At 61.6% G+C, this 19012-nt stretch carries 17 protein-coding genes and 1 pseudogene; 4 read left to right on the top strand and 14 right to left on the bottom strand.

Annotation, left to right across the window (positions count from 1 at the left end; all coding sequences use genetic code 11):
* Positions 1–1220 (bottom strand): DNA-3-methyladenine glycosylase (locus tag JT360_RS18840; RefSeq protein ID WP_214473228.1); only part of this gene is annotated, 1220 nt, incomplete at its 3' end.
* Positions 1221–2244: 1024 nt separating this feature from the next.
* On the opposite strand from JT360_RS18840, the gene JT360_RS18835 reads away from it, so the two are divergent.
* Positions 2245–3018: a helix-turn-helix domain-containing protein gene (locus JT360_RS18835; RefSeq protein WP_214473227.1), complete on the top strand. Its 774-nt coding sequence runs from the start codon at positions 2245–2247 to the stop codon at positions 3016–3018.
* 58 nt (positions 3019–3076) lie between these two features.
* Here the strand turns inward: JT360_RS18835 and JT360_RS18830 are convergent, their stop codons facing one another.
* Positions 3077–3448, bottom strand: a complete 372-nt coding sequence (locus tag JT360_RS18830; protein ID WP_214473226.1) for a hypothetical protein — start codon at positions 3446–3448, stop codon at positions 3077–3079.
* Between the two features lie 47 nt (positions 3449–3495).
* On the opposite strand from JT360_RS18830, the gene JT360_RS18825 reads away from it, so the two are divergent.
* Positions 3496–3642, top strand: a complete 147-nt coding sequence (locus JT360_RS18825; protein WP_214473225.1) for a hypothetical protein — start codon at positions 3496–3498, stop codon at positions 3640–3642.
* 106 nt (positions 3643–3748) lie between these two features.
* Here the strand turns inward: JT360_RS18825 and curA are convergent, their stop codons facing one another.
* From curA to JT360_RS18775, 10 genes and pseudogenes are all read right to left on the bottom strand, one after another.
* Positions 3749–4768 carry an NADPH-dependent curcumin/dihydrocurcumin reductase gene (gene curA / locus JT360_RS18820; protein ID WP_214473224.1) on the bottom strand — a complete coding sequence of 340 codons (1020 nt, stop codon included), beginning with the start codon at positions 4766–4768 and terminating at the stop codon, positions 3749–3751.
* 50 nt (positions 4769–4818) lie between these two features.
* Positions 4819–5901, bottom strand: a complete 1083-nt coding sequence (locus JT360_RS18815) for an amino acid ABC transporter permease (protein ID WP_214473223.1) — start codon at positions 5899–5901, stop codon at positions 4819–4821.
* Positions 5898–7043 (bottom strand): amino acid ABC transporter permease, encoded by a 1146-nt coding sequence (locus tag JT360_RS18810; RefSeq protein WP_250888898.1) that lies wholly within the window; start codon positions 7041–7043, stop codon positions 5898–5900. Before JT360_RS18810 ends, JT360_RS18815 begins: the two co-directional genes overlap by 4 nt.
* A gap of 60 nt (positions 7044–7103) precedes the next feature.
* Positions 7104–8090, bottom strand: coding sequence for an amino acid ABC transporter substrate-binding protein (locus tag JT360_RS18805; RefSeq protein ID WP_250888905.1), 987 nt, complete (start codon positions 8088–8090; stop codon positions 7104–7106).
* A gap of 295 nt (positions 8091–8385) precedes the next feature.
* Positions 8386–8709, bottom strand: a complete 324-nt coding sequence (locus JT360_RS18800; protein ID WP_214473220.1) for a hypothetical protein — start codon at positions 8707–8709, stop codon at positions 8386–8388.
* Positions 8706–9497: pseudogene (locus tag JT360_RS18795) on the bottom strand (ABC transporter ATP-binding protein). The gene JT360_RS18800 and the pseudogene JT360_RS18795 overlap by 4 nt, the downstream one beginning before the upstream one ends.
* Positions 9491–10492 (bottom strand): ABC transporter permease, encoded by a 1002-nt coding sequence (locus JT360_RS34085; protein WP_352127798.1) that lies wholly within the window; start codon positions 10490–10492, stop codon positions 9491–9493. Before JT360_RS34085 ends, JT360_RS18795 begins: the two are co-directional and overlap by 7 nt.
* Positions 10493–10505: 13 nt before the next feature.
* A complete protein-coding gene (locus JT360_RS18785) occupies positions 10506–11534 on the bottom strand; it encodes an ABC transporter substrate-binding protein (RefSeq protein ID WP_214473219.1) in 1029 nt (342 codons plus the stop codon).
* A 57-nt stretch (positions 11535–11591) separates the two neighbouring features.
* Positions 11592–12917 (bottom strand): O-acetylhomoserine aminocarboxypropyltransferase/cysteine synthase family protein, encoded by a 1326-nt coding sequence (locus JT360_RS18780; protein WP_214473218.1) that lies wholly within the window; start codon positions 12915–12917, stop codon positions 11592–11594.
* A gap of 31 nt (positions 12918–12948) precedes the next feature.
* A complete protein-coding gene (locus JT360_RS18775; RefSeq protein WP_214473217.1) occupies positions 12949–13998 on the bottom strand; it encodes an isopenicillin N synthase family dioxygenase in 1050 nt (349 codons plus the stop codon).
* Between the two features lie 403 nt (positions 13999–14401).
* Between JT360_RS18775 and JT360_RS18770 the strand changes: the two genes are divergently transcribed.
* Positions 14402–15874 carry an APC family permease gene (locus tag JT360_RS18770; RefSeq protein WP_214473216.1) on the top strand — a complete coding sequence of 491 codons (1473 nt, stop codon included), beginning with the start codon at positions 14402–14404 and terminating at the stop codon, positions 15872–15874.
* Positions 15875–16063: 189 nt separating this feature from the next.
* Entirely contained in the window at positions 16064–16825 is a 762-nt protein-coding gene (locus JT360_RS18765; RefSeq protein WP_214473215.1) for an acyl-CoA dehydrogenase family protein, read from the top strand.
* On the opposite strand, the gene JT360_RS18760 is transcribed toward JT360_RS18765, so the two are convergent.
* Both JT360_RS18760 and JT360_RS18755 read right to left on the bottom strand, forming a co-directional pair.
* Positions 16786–18153 carry a tetratricopeptide repeat protein gene (locus JT360_RS18760; RefSeq protein WP_214473214.1) on the bottom strand — a complete coding sequence of 456 codons (1368 nt, stop codon included), beginning with the start codon at positions 18151–18153 and terminating at the stop codon, positions 16786–16788. The two genes, JT360_RS18765 and JT360_RS18760, sit on opposite strands and share 40 nt — an antisense overlap.
* Positions 18154–18170: 17 nt before the next feature.
* Positions 18171–19007: an alpha/beta fold hydrolase gene (locus JT360_RS18755; RefSeq protein ID WP_214473213.1), complete on the bottom strand. Its 837-nt coding sequence runs from the start codon at positions 19005–19007 to the stop codon at positions 18171–18173.
* Between the last annotated feature and the right edge of the window lie 5 nt (positions 19008–19012).

Genomic DNA, 19012 nt, shown 5'->3' with positions numbered 1-19012 from the left:
CGCGGCAGCAGATTCAGCCGCCTTACCGAAACCTCACGCGAGGCGGGATTTAACGCTTCCCACGCCAGCGTCGCCAGGTGTCCGGTCATCCGCTCGACTTGCTCTGAGGCCACCCTTGCCGGGTCGTGAATCCATCGCGCTGCCCCATCCCCGGCCCGTATCTGCAACGTCACCGTCCCGCCCAACGCTCCGCGATCGACGTCCTTCGACCAATCCCCGCTCCCACCTTCAATCACGCCTACCGCTACATCCCAGGGGAATGGTCGCCGCAATTCCTCGATCCGCCGCAATTGCGGTACCTGTGTCAGCAGATCCTGTCTGTAGCTTCCGGCGGCCATTGCTCGCGCGCAAACTTCGACTATGTCGGGCCTCACCTCGGCAAAGGTTCGATCGAGATCAATCTCCACCTCTAGCGGCACGACTGGCGCCAACAGTCCCGCCAGCAGTGGCGAGCGCGGCACCTCCGCCCCCCATCCCAATTGTATCTTCGTCTCCCCGGTGGTCCGCGCCAGGTACAACACCCACACCGCCAGGAGATGCTCAACGCGCGGAGTTGGATCAAGTCCGGCCAGCGCCTCAATCTCCCGCCACGGACTGACCCGCCACCGAACCTTGCCCGAGGCAGGCCCCGCGAACGGTAACGAAAGCAGGCGATACCGCTCCAACTGGTGGACCCAAACCTCTTCATGCTCCGCAGCCGCCGCATAGACCTCCTCCAGAACCCGCGCATCCTGCTCCGAGAGCACCGGCAGCACCTCCGTCGCGGATAGTCGTAACTCGCGGGCTAGGTCGCCGGCGACCACCGGCTCGCCGGTCAGTCCCGACAGCTTGGCGACAACCACATCAGCGCTAGAAGTCGCGACCCGCCAATAGTCGGGGCCGATCTCCAGCAACGTTCCCGCCGCCATTCCCGACCGTGTAGGCAGCACCTCCAACCGCCCCACTCGCACCACGCGACCAGGAAGCCGGATCTTGGCCACCCCTGGTGGGTTAGCGCGATGTGGCTCAAATTCCCGTGCCGGCACCAGCGCCGACAATTCCGCCGCTGGACGATCCCAGCGTAGGCAGCCGCCTGCCTCTGGGAGGTGGCGGCGACCGAAATCGCGCACGGACGCCAACTTCCGTGCGTTTGGTGCCTGCTTCTGCGGGTTCGGCACCAGTGTCGCTTCTTCCAGACTCTCTAGGAGTTCTACGTCATCCTCGGCTTGGTAGCGTTTCAACTTCTGGCTCCCGCAGCTTGGCAACATTCATGTTCAGGGTAGGTGCTGTCTCATCTGCAGCGATCTGAACCGACCGCTGCACCAATGATTTCGCTGATACCTTCGGTGCTAGCTCGTCGCTGCCGACAGATGACGCAGAGACGCGGCCCATGCCGACTTGGCCCGCCGCATCGTCCAGGGCGGCGTAATGCAGCCCAAATGGCGGGTTTTCGTCTCTCTACACATGATGGATGATCTATACATCATAGGATCAATCGATCCTCCCAGCAGATTATTAAACACCTAGACAGTTTGTCTTCAGCGTTATTTTAATTATGTCTTATATGACACATATACTTATCCATACCAAACACTGCTGTGTCCTACAATCAAAACTTTACTTTAGAAAACTCGAATATAACTTACAATAATTCTCTATTGAAAACAGGCAGATAGGCATATCCTTCACCGCAGCTGAGACCCTCGGAGCTTTCGGTGCGTAAGTTTGTCCGGCACGATCACGGAAACGTGAAGTTTGGCGCGCTGTACCGGCAAATGAGTTCTTTCCGCGTCAATCGCGGTAAGGCAGCTCGCCTGCCAAGACACCTACGAATTGACTGTCGGAGTCCCGGCTAAGGATGATGTGCCGAGTTCAGCGCGACCGAAAAAACTCTCTGATGGCAGCCGTAGCAGTGTGGCGGCCTGCTGCGGCTCATTCGGCGGCGATGTTGAAGGTCTAGGCTTCCCTCGACCGGGTCCGGCTGAGCGGTTTCCGTTGCAGTTCGGCAACGTCCGCCGATCTACGATCTACTGTTTCGTCCTGCCGCTCAGCGGACATCGCAAGGGCGGCTAACCCGTTGCGACAGACCACGGCATTACCATGCTCAACTGTTCAAGAGTAATGGAATTCGCGTTCCCATTCGGCTTTAAAATGGAACGGAGCCCTCCGCCAGCCAGCCGTCCTGCGGCTAATATGAGGTGCCAAATACGGACACCTATTGGAAGCACGCAATGTCTGCGCAAGCCGCGAATGTCGTTAGCCTGGATGCCTTCCGCCACGCTCGGAACGCTCAACATTCAACGCGTCCACTGGCAGCACCTCTCATCGTGCCGGGCGCAGTGCCGGTCGCTTGGGTGCCGGTTTGGTTCATGCCGGTTTATTGGGTTGGTACACCGTCAACGCCGAATTGACGTCGCCGTGGCGGACGCGTTCTCAAACATCATCGAGATTGCCGGCAGCGCGGACGCCGCCAATGAACTGCCACATGTCCTCGGACGCAATCTGCGCCGGCTGAGAACGCGGCAAGGCCATTCGCTGGAGCGGCTTGCGAAACTATCTGGCGTCAGCCGCGCCATGCTCAGCCAGATCGAGACCGGCCGAAGCGCTCCCAGCATCAGCCTGCTTTGGAAGATCACCACGGCTTTGGGCGTTCCTTTCGCCACATTGCTCGACAGTCAAAAGGTGCAGGGAACGGTCGTCCTGCGCCGCCAGCATGCGAAAATCCTGACGTCGGTAGATGGCAAATTCACGTCGCGGGCCTTGTTCCCCTTCGATGGGGAGCGGAAGGTCGAGTTCTACGAGCTGCGCTTCTCGGCCGGACACACCGAAAACGCCGATGCGCATGCCCCTGGCACGATCGAGAACATCATCCTGACGAAAGGCCAGCTGGAGATCAGGGCGGGCCAAGAGGCCACTCATCTGCTTTCCGAAGGCGACGCCATCCTGTTCGAGGCCGACGTGCCGCACAGCTACAGCAACCCCACGGACAGCGAAGCCACCGCCTATCTCGTCATGACCTATGTCGAGGCTGTTGGCTAGCTAAACGAAAAAAGGGGCCGGCTAGCCGACCCTTTTTCAAAAGACACAGCGGTGTCGATCAAGCCATCGAGCCCATCATCATCATGCCGCCGCACATCATCATCATCGGCATGCCGGCGCCGTTCATGGCCATCATGCGCTTGCAGCATTCCATGAACATGTCCTTCGAACCGTCGTTCATCGGGGTCATTTCGCAGATCATGCCAGTGGCGGTCATCTTGCAGGTCATCGTGCACATCATCACGGGCATCATGCCCTGCATGGGCATGCCGCCCATCATCATCGGGTTCATCTGCATGCCGCCCATCATCGGCATCATGCCACCCATCATCGGGTTCATCGGCATCATGCCATTCATCATTGGGCTCATCATCATCGGCATCATGTTGTTCATCATCGGCATCGGCTGCATCTGCATTGCGGGGTTCATGGTCTGCTCCGTCTGGTTGAGAGACGTCCCGCAGGGGCAGGCCGTCGATGGCGGACCTCTACGCCTCGCCGTCGCGCTTCGGCAACGCCAATCTCAAGCCGCGATTGCTTTCCTCCGCTACAACGGAGGAAATGTCGGCGACAGTGGAAAAACGCCGCCTGGAGCCCTTTCCTCATGCTCATGAAGCTTCATAATTGAGCATCACTTACCCAGTCTTGTCAGAAAATTGGTACGGAATGTCACCAATCAACGCCGAGACAGAAATTATCCGAACCGCCACGATTCGCTTTCACGCATCGGTTATTCGGCAACCCGCATGATAAGCTTGCCGAAATTCCTGCCCTCGAGAAGACCAAGGAACGCCTGCGGCGCGTTCTCGAGACCGTCGACGATGTCCTCCCGATAGCGGACGCGGCCGGACGCTATCCACTCTGCCATCTCGCTGTAGAAGGCCGGGCGCTGGTCGGCGAATTCACGCTGGATGAAACCTCTTATCGTCAGGCTGCGGCGAAGCACCTGCTGCATCAGCGTTGGCAGCCGGTCGGTGCCGGACTCCACGATGGTGTTGTATTGCGCGATCAACCCGCAGACCGGCACGCGGGCGAAATCATTCAGCAGGGGGAACACCGCGTCCCAGACGTGACCACCGACATTCTCGAAATAGATGTCGATGCCTTCAGGGCAAGCTGCCGTCAGTTGCTCGACAAAATCATCGGCACTGTGATCGACGACGGCATCGAAGCCGAGTTCCTGGCGCACGAAGGCGCATTTTTCAGCGCCGCCTGCGATGCCAACCGCACGCGCGCCCTTGATGCGGGCGATCTGGCCGACGGCTGACCCGACCGCGCCGCTGGCCGCCGCCACGACGACCGTCTCGCCCGGTTTTGGCTGTCCGATGGTCAACAAGCCGGCATAGGCGGTGAAGCCCGGCATGCCGAGCACGCCAAGCGCCGTGGTGACGGGTGCCGCCACGGGATCGAGCTTGCGCAAGCCGACGCCATCGGACAGGGCAAAACTCTGCCATCCCGAATGGGAGAGCACCATATCGCCCTCGGAAAACTCAGGATGGCGCGATTTGACGACACGGGCCACGGTGCCGCCTTCCATCACGCCGTCGATCTCGACCGGCTTGGCATAGGATTTGGCGGCGTTCATGCGTCCGCGCATGTAGGGATCAAGCGACAGATAAAGGATCTGCAACAGCAGCTCACCGTCACCCGGCTCGCCAGTCTCAACCCTTTCGATGCGGAAATCGCTGGGCTTCGGCTTGCCTTGCGGTCGCGCCGCGAGCACGACGCGGGTGTTGGTCTGGATTGACATTAAGGACCTCACTGCAAACCGCTATTGTACTCGAAGAATCGCGTCGAAGTTCAGTGCCGATCCGACCGGCGCAGATACTTCTCCAGCCACAGGCTGTATCGCGAGCCACCGAAGCACAGCACGAAATAGATCAGCGCGGCAAAAAGATACGCCTCGTCGTAATAGCCGAGCCATTGCGGATCGGTCGCCGAGGCCCGCGCCGCGTTGAGCAGGTCGAAGATGCCGATGACCGCGAGCAGCGATGTCGCCAGCAGGAAGCCGATTGCCAGGTTGACCATGCCGGGAATGACCAGGCGCAGTGCCTGCGGCAGGACGATGAGCTGCATGGTCCGCCAGTAGCCGAGGCCAAGCGCGGCCGCTGCTTCATACTGGCCGGCCGGAATTGCCTGGAGGCCGGCCCGAACGACTTCGGCGACATAGGCCGACCAGAACAGGGTGATCATGATCATCGCGCGGACGCTCTTGTCGATCAATTGGCCACCGGGGATGGCCATCGGCAGGATGAGCATCGCCACGTAGAGGATGGCTACCATCGGCGTGCCGCGCATCAGTTCGATGAAGACGATCGCAAGCGTGCGCACACCGCCCATGCCGGAACGCCGCGCCAATGCCAGCAGGATTGCCAGCGGGGTGGCAAGACCAAAGCAGACGGACCACACAAACAACGTCACGGCCAGTCCACCCCACTGGTTCGACGGGACGGAAGGAGGCGTCAGCGTGCCGGACATCAGGATCCAGCTGGCGGCGACCACCACGGGCCAAGCGATGAGCAATCCCTTGCGCCAGAATCGCGGCTGCGCGGTGACGACCAGCAGTCCCAGCAACAGCACCATGACGACCAGCGGCCGCCATTGCAGGGCGGGTGGGTAGAAAGCAAACAGGATGAAGCGGAATTTTGCTCCGACGAACGCCCAGCAAGCGCCGGAGCCGGCCGCGCAGTCGGCCGAGGTGCCCGTCCATGTCGCGTCGAACACGCCCCAGCGCAGCAGCGGTGGTATGATCCAGGCCAGCAGCGCCACCGTGACCACGGTGATGACCGAATTCAGCGGCGTGCCGAAAAGCCCGACCTTCAGTGTCTGTACCGTCGCCGAGGATCGCCAGGTTCGCGCGTCGAGAGCTTCTGAGATCGTCATGCCCTTGCGGTTCCCCTGAGAGCGACACGCCTGTTGTAGAGGTTCATGGCCGCCGAGACGGACAGATTGATAGCCAGATAGATGGCGATCAACAGCGTCAGCGCTTCCAGCGACTGCCCGGTCGTGTTGGCGGTGGTGTTGATGATGCTGACAAGGTCCGGATAGCCGATGGCGACGGCAAGGCTCGAATCCTTGGTCAGGTCGAGGTAGCTGGACGTCGTCAGCGGTGTGATGACGCGCAATGCCTGCGGCAGCACCACGAGCCGCATGATCTGGCCGCTGTGAAGGCCGAGCGCCCGCGACGCCTCCCACTGGCCGCGGTCGACCGACTGGATGCCGGCCCGCACGATCTCGGCAATCGCCGCCGAGAATTTCACCACCAGGCCGGTCAACAGGGCGGCGAATTCCGGTGTCAGATTGTAGCCGCCACGAATGTTGAAGCCGGCCAGCGCCGGTATCTCCCAGGTGGCGCCCGCACCGGTCAGCGGAAAGGCCAGCACAATGGCGCCCAGCAGCAGCGCGGTAGCCAGGCCGAGCCGCCTGGCGGACAGGCAGCCGCTGCACCATGCCCATACAACGGAGGCCAGATAGGCCACGGCGAGACCGCCAAGCAACCAGAGCGTCGGTGCCGACACATTGTGAAAGCCGATCCCCGGCACGAACACGCCACGATTGGTGAGAAAGAAGCTGTCGAATGCCGAGAGCGCCTGCCTCGGCGAAGGAAATGATTTTGCCAGCGATATCCAGAAGAACAGCTGCAGCAGAAGCGGGGTGTTGCGGACGATTTCGACATACCAGCGCACCAGTCCCGCCAGCAGCAGATTGCCAGAGAGGCTGGCAACACCGAGAGCAACGCCAAGGATAGTCGCCAGCACGCAGCCAAGAACCGCCGCCCGCAGCGTGTTCAACAGACCGGCGAGGATCGCGCGCGCATAGGGGTCGCCCGCCTTGAAGGCGATTGGCGCCTCGCCAATCTCGAAATTGGCCGGCCGGCCGAGGAAGTCGAAGCCCGGCGTGATGCCGATACGGGCCATGGTCTCGGCGGTGTTGTGGCCGAGCAGCCAGAACAGCGCGATGGCCGCCGTGATCACGGCGACCTGCGTCAGCGGATAGCTGCCCCACCAGAGCGAGATCTTGCGCAAAATGCCGGGTCCTTTTGGACCCGGCATAATTCCGTCAATCAGTGACATGGATGACGTGTCTTAGCGGAATGGCGGCGAATAGAGCAGACCGCCGTTGGTCCACAGTCCGTTATAGCCGCGCTCCCAGCCGAGCGGCTTCAGGTTCCGGTCGTAGATCTCACCGTAATTGCCGACGGTCTTGATGATGTTATAAGCCCATTTCGGATCGAGGCCGATCGCCTGCGCGAGCGACGGATCGACGCCGAGGAAGCGCTGGATGGCCGGGTCAGGCGACTTGAGGAAGTCGTCGATGTTCTTGCTGGTGATACCCCATTCCTCGGCCTGGATAGTTGCATTGACCGTCCAATTGACGATTTCGAGCCAGCGGTCGTCCCCGCCGGCAATCGCCGGTGCAAGCGGTTCCTTCGAAAGACGCTCAGGCAGGATGATGTAGTCGTCCGGTTTCTTCAGTTGCGTGCGTTTGCCGACAAGATCGGACGAGTCCTGCGTGATAGCGTCGACGCGACCCGACTCCAGTGCGTTGGTGAACTCGTTGGTGTCCTCGATCGTCACCGGCGTGAACTTCTTGCCGGTCTTGCGGAAGAAGTCGGCGATGTTCAATTCGCCGGTCGTGCCGCTCTGGACGCCGATCGTGGCGCCGTCGAGATCGGCCGCCTTGGTCACACCGAGATCCTTGCGCACCAGGATGCCTTGTCCGTCATAGAAAACCGTCGGGCCGAAATGGAAGCCAAGCTGGAAGGCGCGCGTGATGGTCACCGTCACGCCGGAAAGCAGCACATCGAATTCGCCAGACTGTAGCGCCGGCAAACGCTGCTGCGGCGAGGAATTGGTGAATTCCACCTTCTCTGGATCACCGAAGACGGTGATCGCCAGGGCACGGCCGTAATCGGCGAAGAAACCCTGCCAGCGACCGTTGCTGTCCGGCGAGAAAAAGCCCGGCGTCGTGCCGACACCGACCTTGATGGAGCCGCGCTCCTTGATCTTGTCGAGTGTCGGGCCCGCATTGGTCGCGGTCGTAAAGAAACCCGCCGCCACCACCAGCGTCATCGCCAGGGCCGCCCTCCAGCCGGCGCCAGGCCGAATTGCAATCGTCATGTCAGTCAACTCCTGAGGTTCATCATTGTCAGTCGATGGCGGACGTCCCCCGCCCTGTTCGACTGTTTCGAAGTTAACTCTATAATTTTTGTAGACTAAGGAATGTCGATCCAATTTCCTGCCTGCCGGGAAAGCAGTTTGCCTCGAAATTGCGCATTGGCGGCGAATGCGCACCGCCTGCTTCCGAATGGACTATCGCGGAAAAAGACGCGCTCCTGGGACACAGGGAGTTCGAGCTTTGAGCTGGCTATTTTCCCTGTCCGGGATTTTGCATGAAGCCGCCCAGGAGAAGCGCGAGACTGGAAACGACCGCTCCAGCCCACAGCAGTTCCGGCGAATAGCGCTTGATGCCGAGGACGTGCCAGCTCTTGCAAAGCGACATGGCGAGCGAGCAGCGGTCCGATGTCCGCAGCAGGCATGGCAGCGTGCGTTCTATCGGAAAGCCGGTGTTCGACATGACCTGCGCATAGACGATCGCCCACCAGACGAGAGCGACAAGCGTCAGCACAATTCCCACCGCCTCCAGCCAGCGCAGCGAAAACTGTTTCGTGACCGAAGCATTTTCGCTCATGTGGAGAACCCGAGTATCTCGAGGATGTGCTGGCGTTGGGCGACGATGCGCGGATCGTCGCGTCGCCGCGGATAGGGCAGGTCGACAGCAACCTCTGCCTTGATCCGTGCCGGACGTTCGGTCAGCACGATGACGCGCTCGGAGAGCAGCAGCGCTTCCTCGACATCATGCGTGACGAGGATGACCGTGTAGCCGGCTTGCCGCCAGAGCGACAAAAGCTCGTCCTGCATGGTCAGCCGCGTGAGCGAATCCAGCCGTCCCAGCGGCTCGTCGAGCAGCAGCAAATGCGGGTCGTTGACCAGGGCGCGTGCCAGCGCAGCACGTTGCGCCATGCCGCCGGACAGCTGGTGCGGAAAGGCTGAGGCGAAGGCCTCCAGCTTGACCAGGCGAAGCGCGTCGTCGATCCGTTTCTGGCTGCCCGCCAGCACGCCACGCGCTTCCGGTCCAATGGCGACGTTGTCGCGCACGGTCCGCCACGGAAACAGGGTTGGATCCTAGAACACCAGCAGGCGCGATGGATCCGGTCTGGTGACGATTGCCTGGTCCGCCAGCACATCGCCGGTGGTTGGCCTTTCCAGCCCTGCCGCCAACCGAAGCAAGGTCGACTTGCCGCAGCCGGAGGGCCCAAGCAGCGCCACGAACTCGCCTGGCGCAACGGCCAGATCGATCTGCCGCAGAACCGGCAAGGGCTGTCCATCCAGATCGTATTGATGCGAGACGCCTCGGAAATCGACGGCGAGACCGGCCGCGTTTTCGGATACGGCGCGAACGGCGACGGTGGCTACCATTGCACGACCCCCTTCTGCCAGCCGAGCAACCGGTCGCGCACGACGAAAAGCAGCTTGACCAGACCGGAGCAAAGCAGCGCCATGACGATCAGCATGGCATAGACGTTGGCATAGGCCGAATAGGCAGTCTGGAACTGCAGGTACCAGCCCATGCCGTATTTGGCGCCGAGCATTTCGGCGACCACCAGAACGGCGAAGGAATAGTAAAGCCCCATGAACAGGCCGACGAAGACGTGCGGCAGAGTGGCAGGTATCGCGACGCGCAGCACCAGATAGCGGCTGCTGGCGCCAAGCGTGCGTGCCACGTCGTAGAAGGAGCGGTTGACCGAGTTGACGCCCGAGGCGGTCAGGATCGCCACCGGTATGCCCGACGCAAGCGCGACCAGGAACAGGCTGGCCTGGAACGTGGTCGGGAACAGGAAGAACGTCGCCGGGATCCAGGCGCTCGCCGGCACCGGGCCGATCAGCTTCAGGATGGGCATGCCCCAATAGGCGAAGGTCTTCGACCAGCCGAGTGCCACGCCGCCGATGAAGCCGACAATGATGCCGCTGAAAAAACCGATCGACCAGAGCCGCGCTGTATAGGCAATACAGATGAGGATGCGTTGCCAGTCGACGATGTAGACATGCATCAGGCCGTGCGGTGGCGAGAAGAACGGCTTCGGCATCCAGCCAAACTTGGCCGTGATCAACTCCCACAGCGCGAACCACAAGCCTAGCGCAACCAGCCAGGGGCCGTAGTGGATCAGCCCACGACCGAAGCCGCCGAGCTTTTCGACGCCGAAGGCGAGGCCTGCCAACACGACGGCACCGGCGACCAAGAGCGCGACAAAGACGTCGCGGCTGCCCCAAGGCACGACATCGGGAAATGCCACCGTCACGACGGCCGCAAGCAACCAGGCAGCGGCCGCGTAAAACCCGTGCTTCCACACCGAACTGGCAAAAGCGGACGAAACGCCTTTGCCTTCTGTATCCTTGTCGACCGCTGCACTCACCAGGCGAGTCCCGTCAGGCGAGAATGTCGACCGTCACCCGCTGCGCCAGTTCCGCCGGGTCGGTGGTGGGATCGAGGACCTTGATCAAGGCCAGATCCGCGGCGGCATGCTTCACCTGATCCTGCAGGTCCTTGCCGACCGGATGGTAGTGCAGCACCCATGAGGAAATCTCGTCGCGGATATCCTCGAAGGGGAAACCGGGGTTGAGATTGTCGACGAACCATTTTGCCACCTCGTCGGGATGCGCCGAGGCATATTCGTGTATCTCGATATCGGCCTCGGCCAACCGCCGTATGGCATCCTTGTTGGCGTCGAGGAAAGCCGAATTGACGCCGAGCACACAGCAGACCGCCCCCTCGAAGGAGCCGGTTTGCGTGTTGGCGACTTCCACCAGGTCGAACTTCTTCTTGTGGGCATAGGCCCACGGATCGAGATGTGCCAGCGCATCCGCCTGGCCTTTGCCGACCGTCTCGCCGACGAGATCGAAGGGCACGTTGGTCCAGTTGACGTCGTTGTTCGGGTCGAGACCGGCTTTGGCCAAAGCAACCTGGAAGGAATGCTTTGGCGGGCTGGCGACGTCGTAGGAGACGATGGTCTTGCCCTTCAGGCCTTCGAGCGTGGTGACGCCGGAGGCCGTCGACGCCAATAGCCTTGTGCAACCACCATGCGAGCCGACGAAGAGCTTGACGTCCAGCCCCTGCTCCAGCGGCTTAACCCAGTCGTAGAGCAGGCCGGCACCGGCGTCAGTCTTGTTGGTGGCAATCGACTGGATCAGCGTCTGGCCGCTGGCGCCCTGGTAGTAGAGATCGATATCGAGATCATGCTTGGCATAGATGCCCTTCGACAAAGCGAAGGCGATCGGCGAATGGCAGGCCGCGAATTCAGTCCACGACAGCCGCACCTTGGTGGCATTGCCGGCAATCGCGTAGCTTGTCGGCCTGGCGAGCAAGCCGACAGCAGCGGCGCCAACCCCGAGTGCGCCTGCAGCGCGCAGTATGCCGCGCCGTGAAATCTTCGATGTGGTTCTTCTGCTTGTGGTCATAATCCCCTCCTGTCATCTGGTGAAATTGTCGCCGGCAATCCGTTCGCCGGCAGATGCCTATGCGGCCTTCAACTCGTGATCGCCAACGGCCTGATCGAGCGCCTGATCGAGATCGCGGATGATGTCGTCTGGATGTTCGATACCGATGGAAAGCCTGACATAGCCAGGCGTCACTCCGGTCGCGAGTTGCTCTTCGGGCGACAGCTGCGAATGGGTCGTGGTCGATGGATGGATCGCCAGCGAGCGAGCATCGCCGATATTGGCGACGTGGTAGAGCAACTTCAGTCCGTTGATGAAGGACCGTCCCGCCTCGCGGCCATCCTTCAATTCAAAGCCAACCAGTGCACCGTAGTTGCCTTGCCGGAAATAGGCGTCGGCCCGACGCTTGCTCTCGCCTGTCTGGTAGCGCGGGAAGATAACATTGCTGATCTTCGGATGCCCGCGCAGATACTCCGCCACCTTGATGGCGTTCTCATTGTGCTGGCGGATGCGCAATGGCAGGGTCTCCAACCCCTGCAGCAGCTGGAAGGCATTGAACGGGCTGATCGCCGCACCGACGTCGCGCAAAAGCACAGTGCGGATGCGCAGCACGTAGGCCACCGGCCCGAGCGGCTTGGCGGCTTCGACCCAGACCTTGCCATGATAGCTTGGATCGGGCTGGTTCAGCGTCGGGAAGCGCTCAGCATGGTCTTCCCACGGGAAGTTGCCGCCGTCGATGACGATGCCGCCGATCGAGGTGCCATGGCCGCCAATGTATTTGGTCGCCGAATAGACCACGACCGCGGCGCCATGATCGAATGGCCTGATGCTGAGAGGTGCCGCGGTGTTGTCGACGATCAGCGGCACGCCGAGCGACCGGCCGATGTCTGCGACTTCCTTGATCGGGAATACCTGCAGCTTCGGGTTGGGCAGCGACTCAGCATAGTAGGCGCGCGTGCGTGCGTCGGTGGCGCGGCGGAAATTCTCCGGATCGGACGGATCGACGAACCGCACTTCCACGCCGAGATGCTTCAGCGTGGCGGCAAACAAGGCCCAGGTGCCGCCATAGAGATCGGTGGCTGAGACGATGTTGTCGCCCGCGCCGGCAAGGTTCAGCACCGAATAGGCCGAGGCCGCCTGGCCGGAGGAGAGCAGCAGGGCAGCAGCACCGCCTTCCAGTGCCGCGATGCGGGTCTCCAGCGCATCCTGCGTCGGGTTCGAGACCCGCGTGTAGATGTGGCCGATCTCGTCGAGCGCAAACAGCCGGTCGGCATGGCCGGTATCCTGGAACTGATAGGACGTCGTCTGGTAGATGGGCACTGCGACCGCGCCGTTGGTGGGATCGGCCCGCCAGGAGCCGCCGTGGAGAGCGAGGGTCTCGGGAGAGAGATTTTCGAGCGTCATGGGGTCGTTCCTCCTGTGTTTGTTGGTGCCATCAGGCAAACGGCGCGACCTCAGCGCGGGCCTGGGTGGCTATGAGATCGGCGTGATGGCGCCGCGCGACATCGGGATGCGAGCGCAGCCGGCTTTTCAGCGCGTTCTGCCCGGAGTTGCGGTAGAGCGGATTCTGGGGGTCGCGGGTGACCCCGTTCGCCTGCGCCTTCAGGTGCGGAGCCAGATCAAGCAGGGGTATCTCGGCATCGAAAGGAGCGCCAAGGAAGAAGGCGACCGACAGCCGGTCGGTGCCGGCGGGTGGCGTGACGACCCGATGCACGGTAGCCTTCAGACAGCCATCGGTCGCCATCTCCAGGAGCTCGCCGATGTTGACGACAAAGGTGCCGACGCGCGGCTCGGCGTCGATCCAGTCGCCATCGGCTTCGACCTGCAAGCCTTTCTGCTTTTCCTGCAGCAGAAGCGTGAGGAAGCCGCTGTCCTTGTGGGCGCCGACGCCCTGCTCGCTTTCAGTCGCGTCACGGCCGGGATAGCGGATGATCTTGATGAGGTGGTTCGGCGTGCCGGCATAGATGGTCTCGAACGCGTTCTCGTCCTGCTCCAGGACAATAGCGAATGCCTTCAGCAGCCGCGTCGAAAGGTCGGTGAGGCGATCCTGCCACTCGAGCAGCAGCGGCTTCAATTCCGGCAAGGCGCTTGGCCATTGGTTGGGCCCCTGCAAGCGCGTCCATGCCGGCAGTTTGCCATTGCGCGGCAGCGCCGGCGCTTCCGAGCCAATGTCGACCTGTTCGCGCCAGTCCCTCTGGCCCTTTGTCAGCTCCTGGCCGACACGGTTGTAGCCACGGAAATGCGGCGAGTTGACCATTTCGATCTGGAGCTTGTCCTTGTCAGGCAGAGCAAAGAAACGCCGCGACGCGTGAAGCACATCGTCGATGAGCGATTGCGGAATGCCATGTCCAGTCAGGTAGAAGAAGCCGACGTCGCGTGCGGCGCGCCGCAGCCCCTCGATGAACTCCTTGCGGGAAGCCGGATCGGCTTCGTAACGAGAAAAATCCAGCACCGGGATTGTTCTCTTGTCGGCAGTACTGCTCATTTCGACCCTCTCGTTTGGTAGTCGAAGCGTCGCACCGCCGACCGCGGAAACAAAGAAAACACCATCCCTTTCCGCGACAGGTGAGGAAATTCACGTATCGTCCGTGCTAGCTCGACAGACGTTTTTTGTTAATTCTATAAAATTAGTAGATTTTGATTTGTGACCGGTACCAGGCCGACGCCTATTCCGCGGCCGTCCGGTTGACCTGCTCGCGGCCGCGCTCCCAGGAGAGGCCTGGAACAGCAGCCAGCGCGCGCGCATAGTCGGCGCGCATTTCGGCAAAGCGTCAAAAGACGCAACGCCGTTACAATAAGCGCTGATTCTTTAAAATCTCCTTTGTTTACCGACTTAGTGGACTTTCGTACCACCATCAGGCGGCAATCGCGCCGTTTGGGGGTTGGTCATGAGCACCATTTCAGCACCGTCGGATTCAGGATTAAGCGTCGCGACAGACTCGTCACTGGGTGCGGGTTTGCGTCGAAACTATCTGAGTTTTCCCGAAGTCGTAGCCCAATCCATCGGCACCATCGCTCCTTCTGGAACGCCTGGCCTTGTCATCCCTGTTGTGTTCGCCACTGCCGGCAACGGCACCTGGCTCGCCTATGTCTTCGCGACGATCGCGCTGCTGATCGTCGGGCTGCAGATCAATGTCTTTTCCAAGCGGATCGCCACGCCCGGCTCTCTCTACATCTACGTGACTCATGGACTTGGTCCATTGGTCGGCGTCATCGCCGGCTGGGCGCTTCTTGTCGGCTATGTCTTCACCGCGTCGGCCGTGATACTTGGGACGGTGAGCACGACGCTGGCCTTCGCCCACCAGATCGGCATCGAGGCGAGCGCCGTCGGCGTCGTGCTTGCGCTCAGCGTTGTCGCTTTGGTTATTGCCTGGTGGTTCGCCTACCGCGATATCAAACTTTCGACCCGCGTTACCCTCGGCATCGAATTCACCACGCTCGTCCTTATCCTGCTCACCGTCGTCATCTTCTTCGCGCACCGGGGATCGATTGCAGATCAGGCGCAAACCGGACTTCAGGACGTTCATTTTGAAGAATTGCGACTTGGCCTCGTCCTCGCCTTCTTCAGCTTTGTCGGCTTCGAAAGCGCGACCGTGCTCGGAACAGAATCCCAGCAGCCGCAGCGCTATATTCCGCGCGCCGTGATCACCAGCGTCATCGGCGTCGGCCTGATCTTCATCATCAGCTCATACGGCCTTGTGGCCGGCTTCCATGGCATCGACCCGGGCCTCGACAAATCCGATGCCCCGCTCACCGTGCTGGCGCAATCCTTTGGTGGCGGCTTCATCGGCATCCTGATTTCCGCAGGTGTAGCCCTCAGTTTCTTTGCCTGCATTCTCGGCAGTATCAATGCCGGCGCGCGCGTGCTCTATACGCTGTCGCACCATGGTCTCTTTCACAATTCGGCACGGGCGACGCATCTGGCGCATGCCTCGCCGCATATCGCCGTAACCGTGGTCGGCATCGTGGCGCTGATCTTTGCGCTGGCGCTGACGATCGCGGGATACGGGATCCTTGACGCCTACGGCATACTCGGATCGATCGCCACCTATGGCTTCCTGGTGGCGTATGGACTCGTGACGATCGGCGCGCCGGTTTTTCTTCGCCGCCGTGGCGAATTGCGGCCCTGGCACATCGTCTCGGCGGCGATCGCGTTGATCCTCCTGGTCGTCACGCTCGTCGGAACCGTCTATCCGGTGCCCGCCTGGCCATACAACATCCTGCCCTATGTGTTCCTCGTGTTCCTGGCGATCGGCGTCGCCTATTTCCTGGCGCTGCGTCAGCTCGCGCCGGCGCGGCTCGCGCAAATCGAAGCCGACCTCATCGGCTCCGCGGCAAGCCCGGTTGAGCCGGCGAACTGAGCCAAGACAGAGCGGTCTGTGGAGCGCGGTCACCACCGCGCTCCACAGCTGTCGGCAAGTGTGTTCAGCGGTGCGGTGGAAATTCCATGCGGTGGGCGACTGCACGACATCAGGCTGCCGCGCCACTCCTGGATCTGAGCCGTTCTCAAGCCTGAAACAAAACAAGAGATGCCAAGGGAGAGCCAGACGATGAGTGTGCCGGCCAAGAAAGTGGAGCCGCGCGGCGATGCCTTTCCCGCGTCGAAGCGACCGGCGTCTCCGGCACACATTATTCACACGGATGAAGAGGCAATTGCGGTTGCAACGAAACTGGCGGGACAGTTCGCCGAAGGTGCCGCCGAGCGCGATCGCGACCGCCGCCTGCCCATCGCGGAACTGGATATATTCTCGCAAAGCGGACTTTGGGGGATCACGGTACCGCGGGCGTTCGGCGGTGCCAGTGTGTCGCAGGCGACAGTGGCGGAAGTCTTCAAGATCATCGCGGCGGCCGATTCATCCCTGGCCCAGATTCCGCAGAACCATTTCGAGATCACCGACCTGATCCGAGCGACCGGGTCCGACGCGCAGAAGCAGGCGCTGTTCGGCCTTGTCCTTTGGGGGCTTCGCCTCGGCAACGCCTTCTCCGAGTTCAAAGGCAAGAACGTTGAGGATTTCGAGACACGCATCGTACGTCAGGGAGGGGACTACATCGTCAATGGCGAGAAATTCTATTCGACCGGCGCCCTCTTCGCCCATCTCGTTCCCATCGTTGCCATCGACGAAGACGGCAAGGTTCGCGTCGCCATTGTCGACCGCCAGACGCCCGGCCTCGAGGTCATCGACGACTGGTCGAGTTTCGGACAACGCACGACGGCGAGCGGAACCGTCATCAACCGTGACGTTGCGGCGCCCGCCGAACGCGTCCTTCCTGCCTACCTGGCGAGGTGGTCACTTCGCCGTTCGATCCGCTGATGGGCGGCAGCGTTTGCCTCGGCCCGGGTGTAAGCCTGCCGCGTCCTCTCCGTCGGGCGCACCGCCAGGCGTTCGGCAAGCAGGGCGCGCGCGAGGTTGAAATTTCTGGACCGCTCCGCCGCGGCAATCAGCGTTTGGGTGACCAAGTCGCGCTGCGCATGGCTCCCGCCGATACGTGTCACCTTGTAGCGAACCGGCAGGATAAGCTCTACCGTGCGCTCAAAGTCGCCGTCGGCGAACGCCACCACCCCGTCGACGATGCGCCGCCCGACATCGAGGGTAACCTCTCGATTGTCGCCCTTGCCATTGGCCGCATAATCGTCGAGCGAGTGGAGCAATCGGTCGAGCCCGTCGCTCTTGCCGGCACGCGACAAGGCCAGGGCGATATGCAGATCGTTGAACACGAGAACATGGTCGTCGACGTGGGTCAGCCATTGATCGGCAACCGCACTCCAGCGATCGCCCACGTCGCCGCCTGCCAGTTCGACCCGCCAGAGGAGAGCCGAGGCGTCGACCAGGTCAAGAAGCGAATCCGCGGCCAGCTTCGGCTGGATGTAGCGGTCGTAATCGGCAAGCACTTCTGCAAACCGCCCCTCTTCGATGAGGTAGAGCGCGAGATGCCAGCCATTGTGCACCGAAAGCGCATGGGCCTTGCCCCAGGCCGGGCGGGAACCTTTCAGGAATTCGATGCCTTCCTGCTGGCGGCTTTCGGTTTCGAGGACATGGGCGACCGCATGCACCGCCCAGGCGTCTTCGGCATTCCTCTCGATTGCACGGCGGCCAAATTCCTCGGCGCGGCGCAGCTCGCCCGTCTCCTCCAGCCCGAAAGCATACTGGCCGAGAACGAACCCGTAGTTCGGATTGCTCGAATCCCAGTTCGGCAGCACGCGCGCCACCGAGTCCCGGATGCTCGCCGAGTGGCCGAGATAGAAGTAGCTGTCATGGGCGAAACGAAGCGCCAGCGCGTCGGTCGGATGATCGACAAGGATGCTTTCCCAAATGTCGGTCGCAGCAATGATCTCGCCCGCTGCCCATGCCTTCGCGGCCGCCAGGTGTCCGCGCTCGCGAGACGTCGCGCCGCCGATCGAGGCTTCCGCCGCGTTGATTGCAGAGACGACAGCAGGATTGTCGCCGCGCAGACCGTTCAGGGCGAAGAGCGCTGCCAAGGCCGTGTGGCCGAGAGTGAAAGCGGGATCATGTTGCACAGCATCCTGGAGAACCGCGACGGGATCTCCGCGCCAGGCAAAATAATCCGTGATCGCCGTATCCAGCGCACCGATCGATCCCTGTGATCCGGTTACCGGAAGTCCCTGTTGATCTCTAGGCATTCGACGCTCCGTTGGCGCTAGCTTGCCGTTCTGGCAGGCGAAGCAAGCAGGAAATTCTCGATATCAGTGGCGACGCGATCCGGGATTTCCCATTGTGGTGCGTGGCCGACCTGTGGGTAATTGATGGCGACATGATCGGGAAAATTCCCGGCCAGAGCACGCTGGGCTTCGCGGTCGAAGACACCGTCTTCCTCGCCCCAGAGAATCAAGGTGGGTATGGCGATCACGCTCGCTCCAGCTTCGGCGGGCTCGTCGACGAGACCGCGAAGCGCGCCGCGCCACGCCCCGATGCCAACCTTGGAGCTCTCGGCGATGTAGACCCCGATCGCGTCCTCGGAGATCGGCGCAAAGACAGTGCTTCTCTGGAATGCGTCGACGAACTCGTCTGGAACGGCATCTGTGAAAGCCTCAAGGCCGGTCTGCAGCTCTCTCAGTCCGGGGTGATCCGCTGCCGTCAGCGCACCGCCGATCAGCACCAGCTTAGCGACCAGATCTGGACGCTTTGCAGCAACCCTCTGCGCAACAATGCTACCGAGCGAATGGCCAACGAGGTATGCCGGGGCCCCAACGACATTTTCGAGAAAATCGATTGCATCGTCCGCGAAATCCGAGATCGCGTAGTCTTTCGCGGGCTCACTGTCGCCGTGACCGCGCTGGTCATAGGCAAAGAGCTGAAAGCGTCTTCCAAGCCCTTCAAACAGAGCGTGAAAGCTTCGCCACGAATCGAGAAATCCGTGCAGAAGGACGACGGTCGGTCCTGATGACCCGGTCCTGACGTAGTGATGCCGCAACCCGCTCTTGAGGCGCACCCGCAGACCGGCGACATTCGACAATGCTTTGGTGGTGTGGGTCATCGCTG

The sequence above is a fragment of the Mesorhizobium sp. dw_380 genome (assembly GCF_018588885.1).
GTDB lineage: Bacteria > Pseudomonadota > Alphaproteobacteria > Rhizobiales > Rhizobiaceae > Mesorhizobium.
Note: the sequence above shows the minus strand (reverse complement) of the source record. Positions and strands in the feature narration are given on the sequence as shown.

Coding starts and splice junctions, on each gene's coding strand:
- JT360_RS18775 (WP_214473217.1), bottom strand. CDS start 13,998: ATGAGCAGTACTGCCGACAAGAGAACAATCCCGGTGCTGGATTTTTCT.
- JT360_RS18830 (WP_214473226.1), bottom strand. CDS start 3,448: ATGAACCCCGCAATGCAGATGCAGCCGATGCCGATGATGAACAACATG.
- JT360_RS18780 (WP_214473218.1), bottom strand. CDS start 12,917: ATGACGCTCGAAAATCTCTCTCCCGAGACCCTCGCTCTCCACGGCGGC.
- JT360_RS18760 (WP_214473214.1), bottom strand. CDS start 18,153: ATGCCTAGAGATCAACAGGGACTTCCGGTAACCGGATCACAGGGATCG.
- JT360_RS18785 (WP_214473219.1), bottom strand. CDS start 11,534: ATGACCACAAGCAGAAGAACCACATCGAAGATTTCACGGCGCGGCATA.
- JT360_RS18815 (WP_214473223.1), bottom strand. CDS start 5,901: ATGACGATCTCAGAAGCTCTCGACGCGCGAACCTGGCGATCCTCGGCG.
- JT360_RS18805 (WP_250888905.1), bottom strand. CDS start 8,090: ATGACGCTGGTGGTGGCGGCGGGTTTCTTTACGACCGCGACCAATGCG.
- JT360_RS18765 (WP_214473215.1), top strand. CDS start 16,064: ATGAGTGTGCCGGCCAAGAAAGTGGAGCCGCGCGGCGATGCCTTTCCC.
- curA (WP_214473224.1), bottom strand. CDS start 4,768: ATGTCAATCCAGACCAACACCCGCGTCGTGCTCGCGGCGCGACCGCAA.
- JT360_RS18825 (WP_214473225.1), top strand. CDS start 3,496: ATGGCGGACCTCTACGCCTCGCCGTCGCGCTTCGGCAACGCCAATCTC.
- JT360_RS18770 (WP_214473216.1), top strand. CDS start 14,402: ATGAGCACCATTTCAGCACCGTCGGATTCAGGATTAAGCGTCGCGACA.
- JT360_RS18755 (WP_214473213.1), bottom strand. CDS start 19,007: ATGACCCACACCACCAAAGCATTGTCGAATGTCGCCGGTCTGCGGGTG.
- JT360_RS18800 (WP_214473220.1), bottom strand. CDS start 8,709: ATGAGCGAAAATGCTTCGGTCACGAAACAGTTTTCGCTGCGCTGGCTG.
- JT360_RS18835 (WP_214473227.1), top strand. CDS start 2,245: ATGCCTTCCGCCACGCTCGGAACGCTCAACATTCAACGCGTCCACTGG.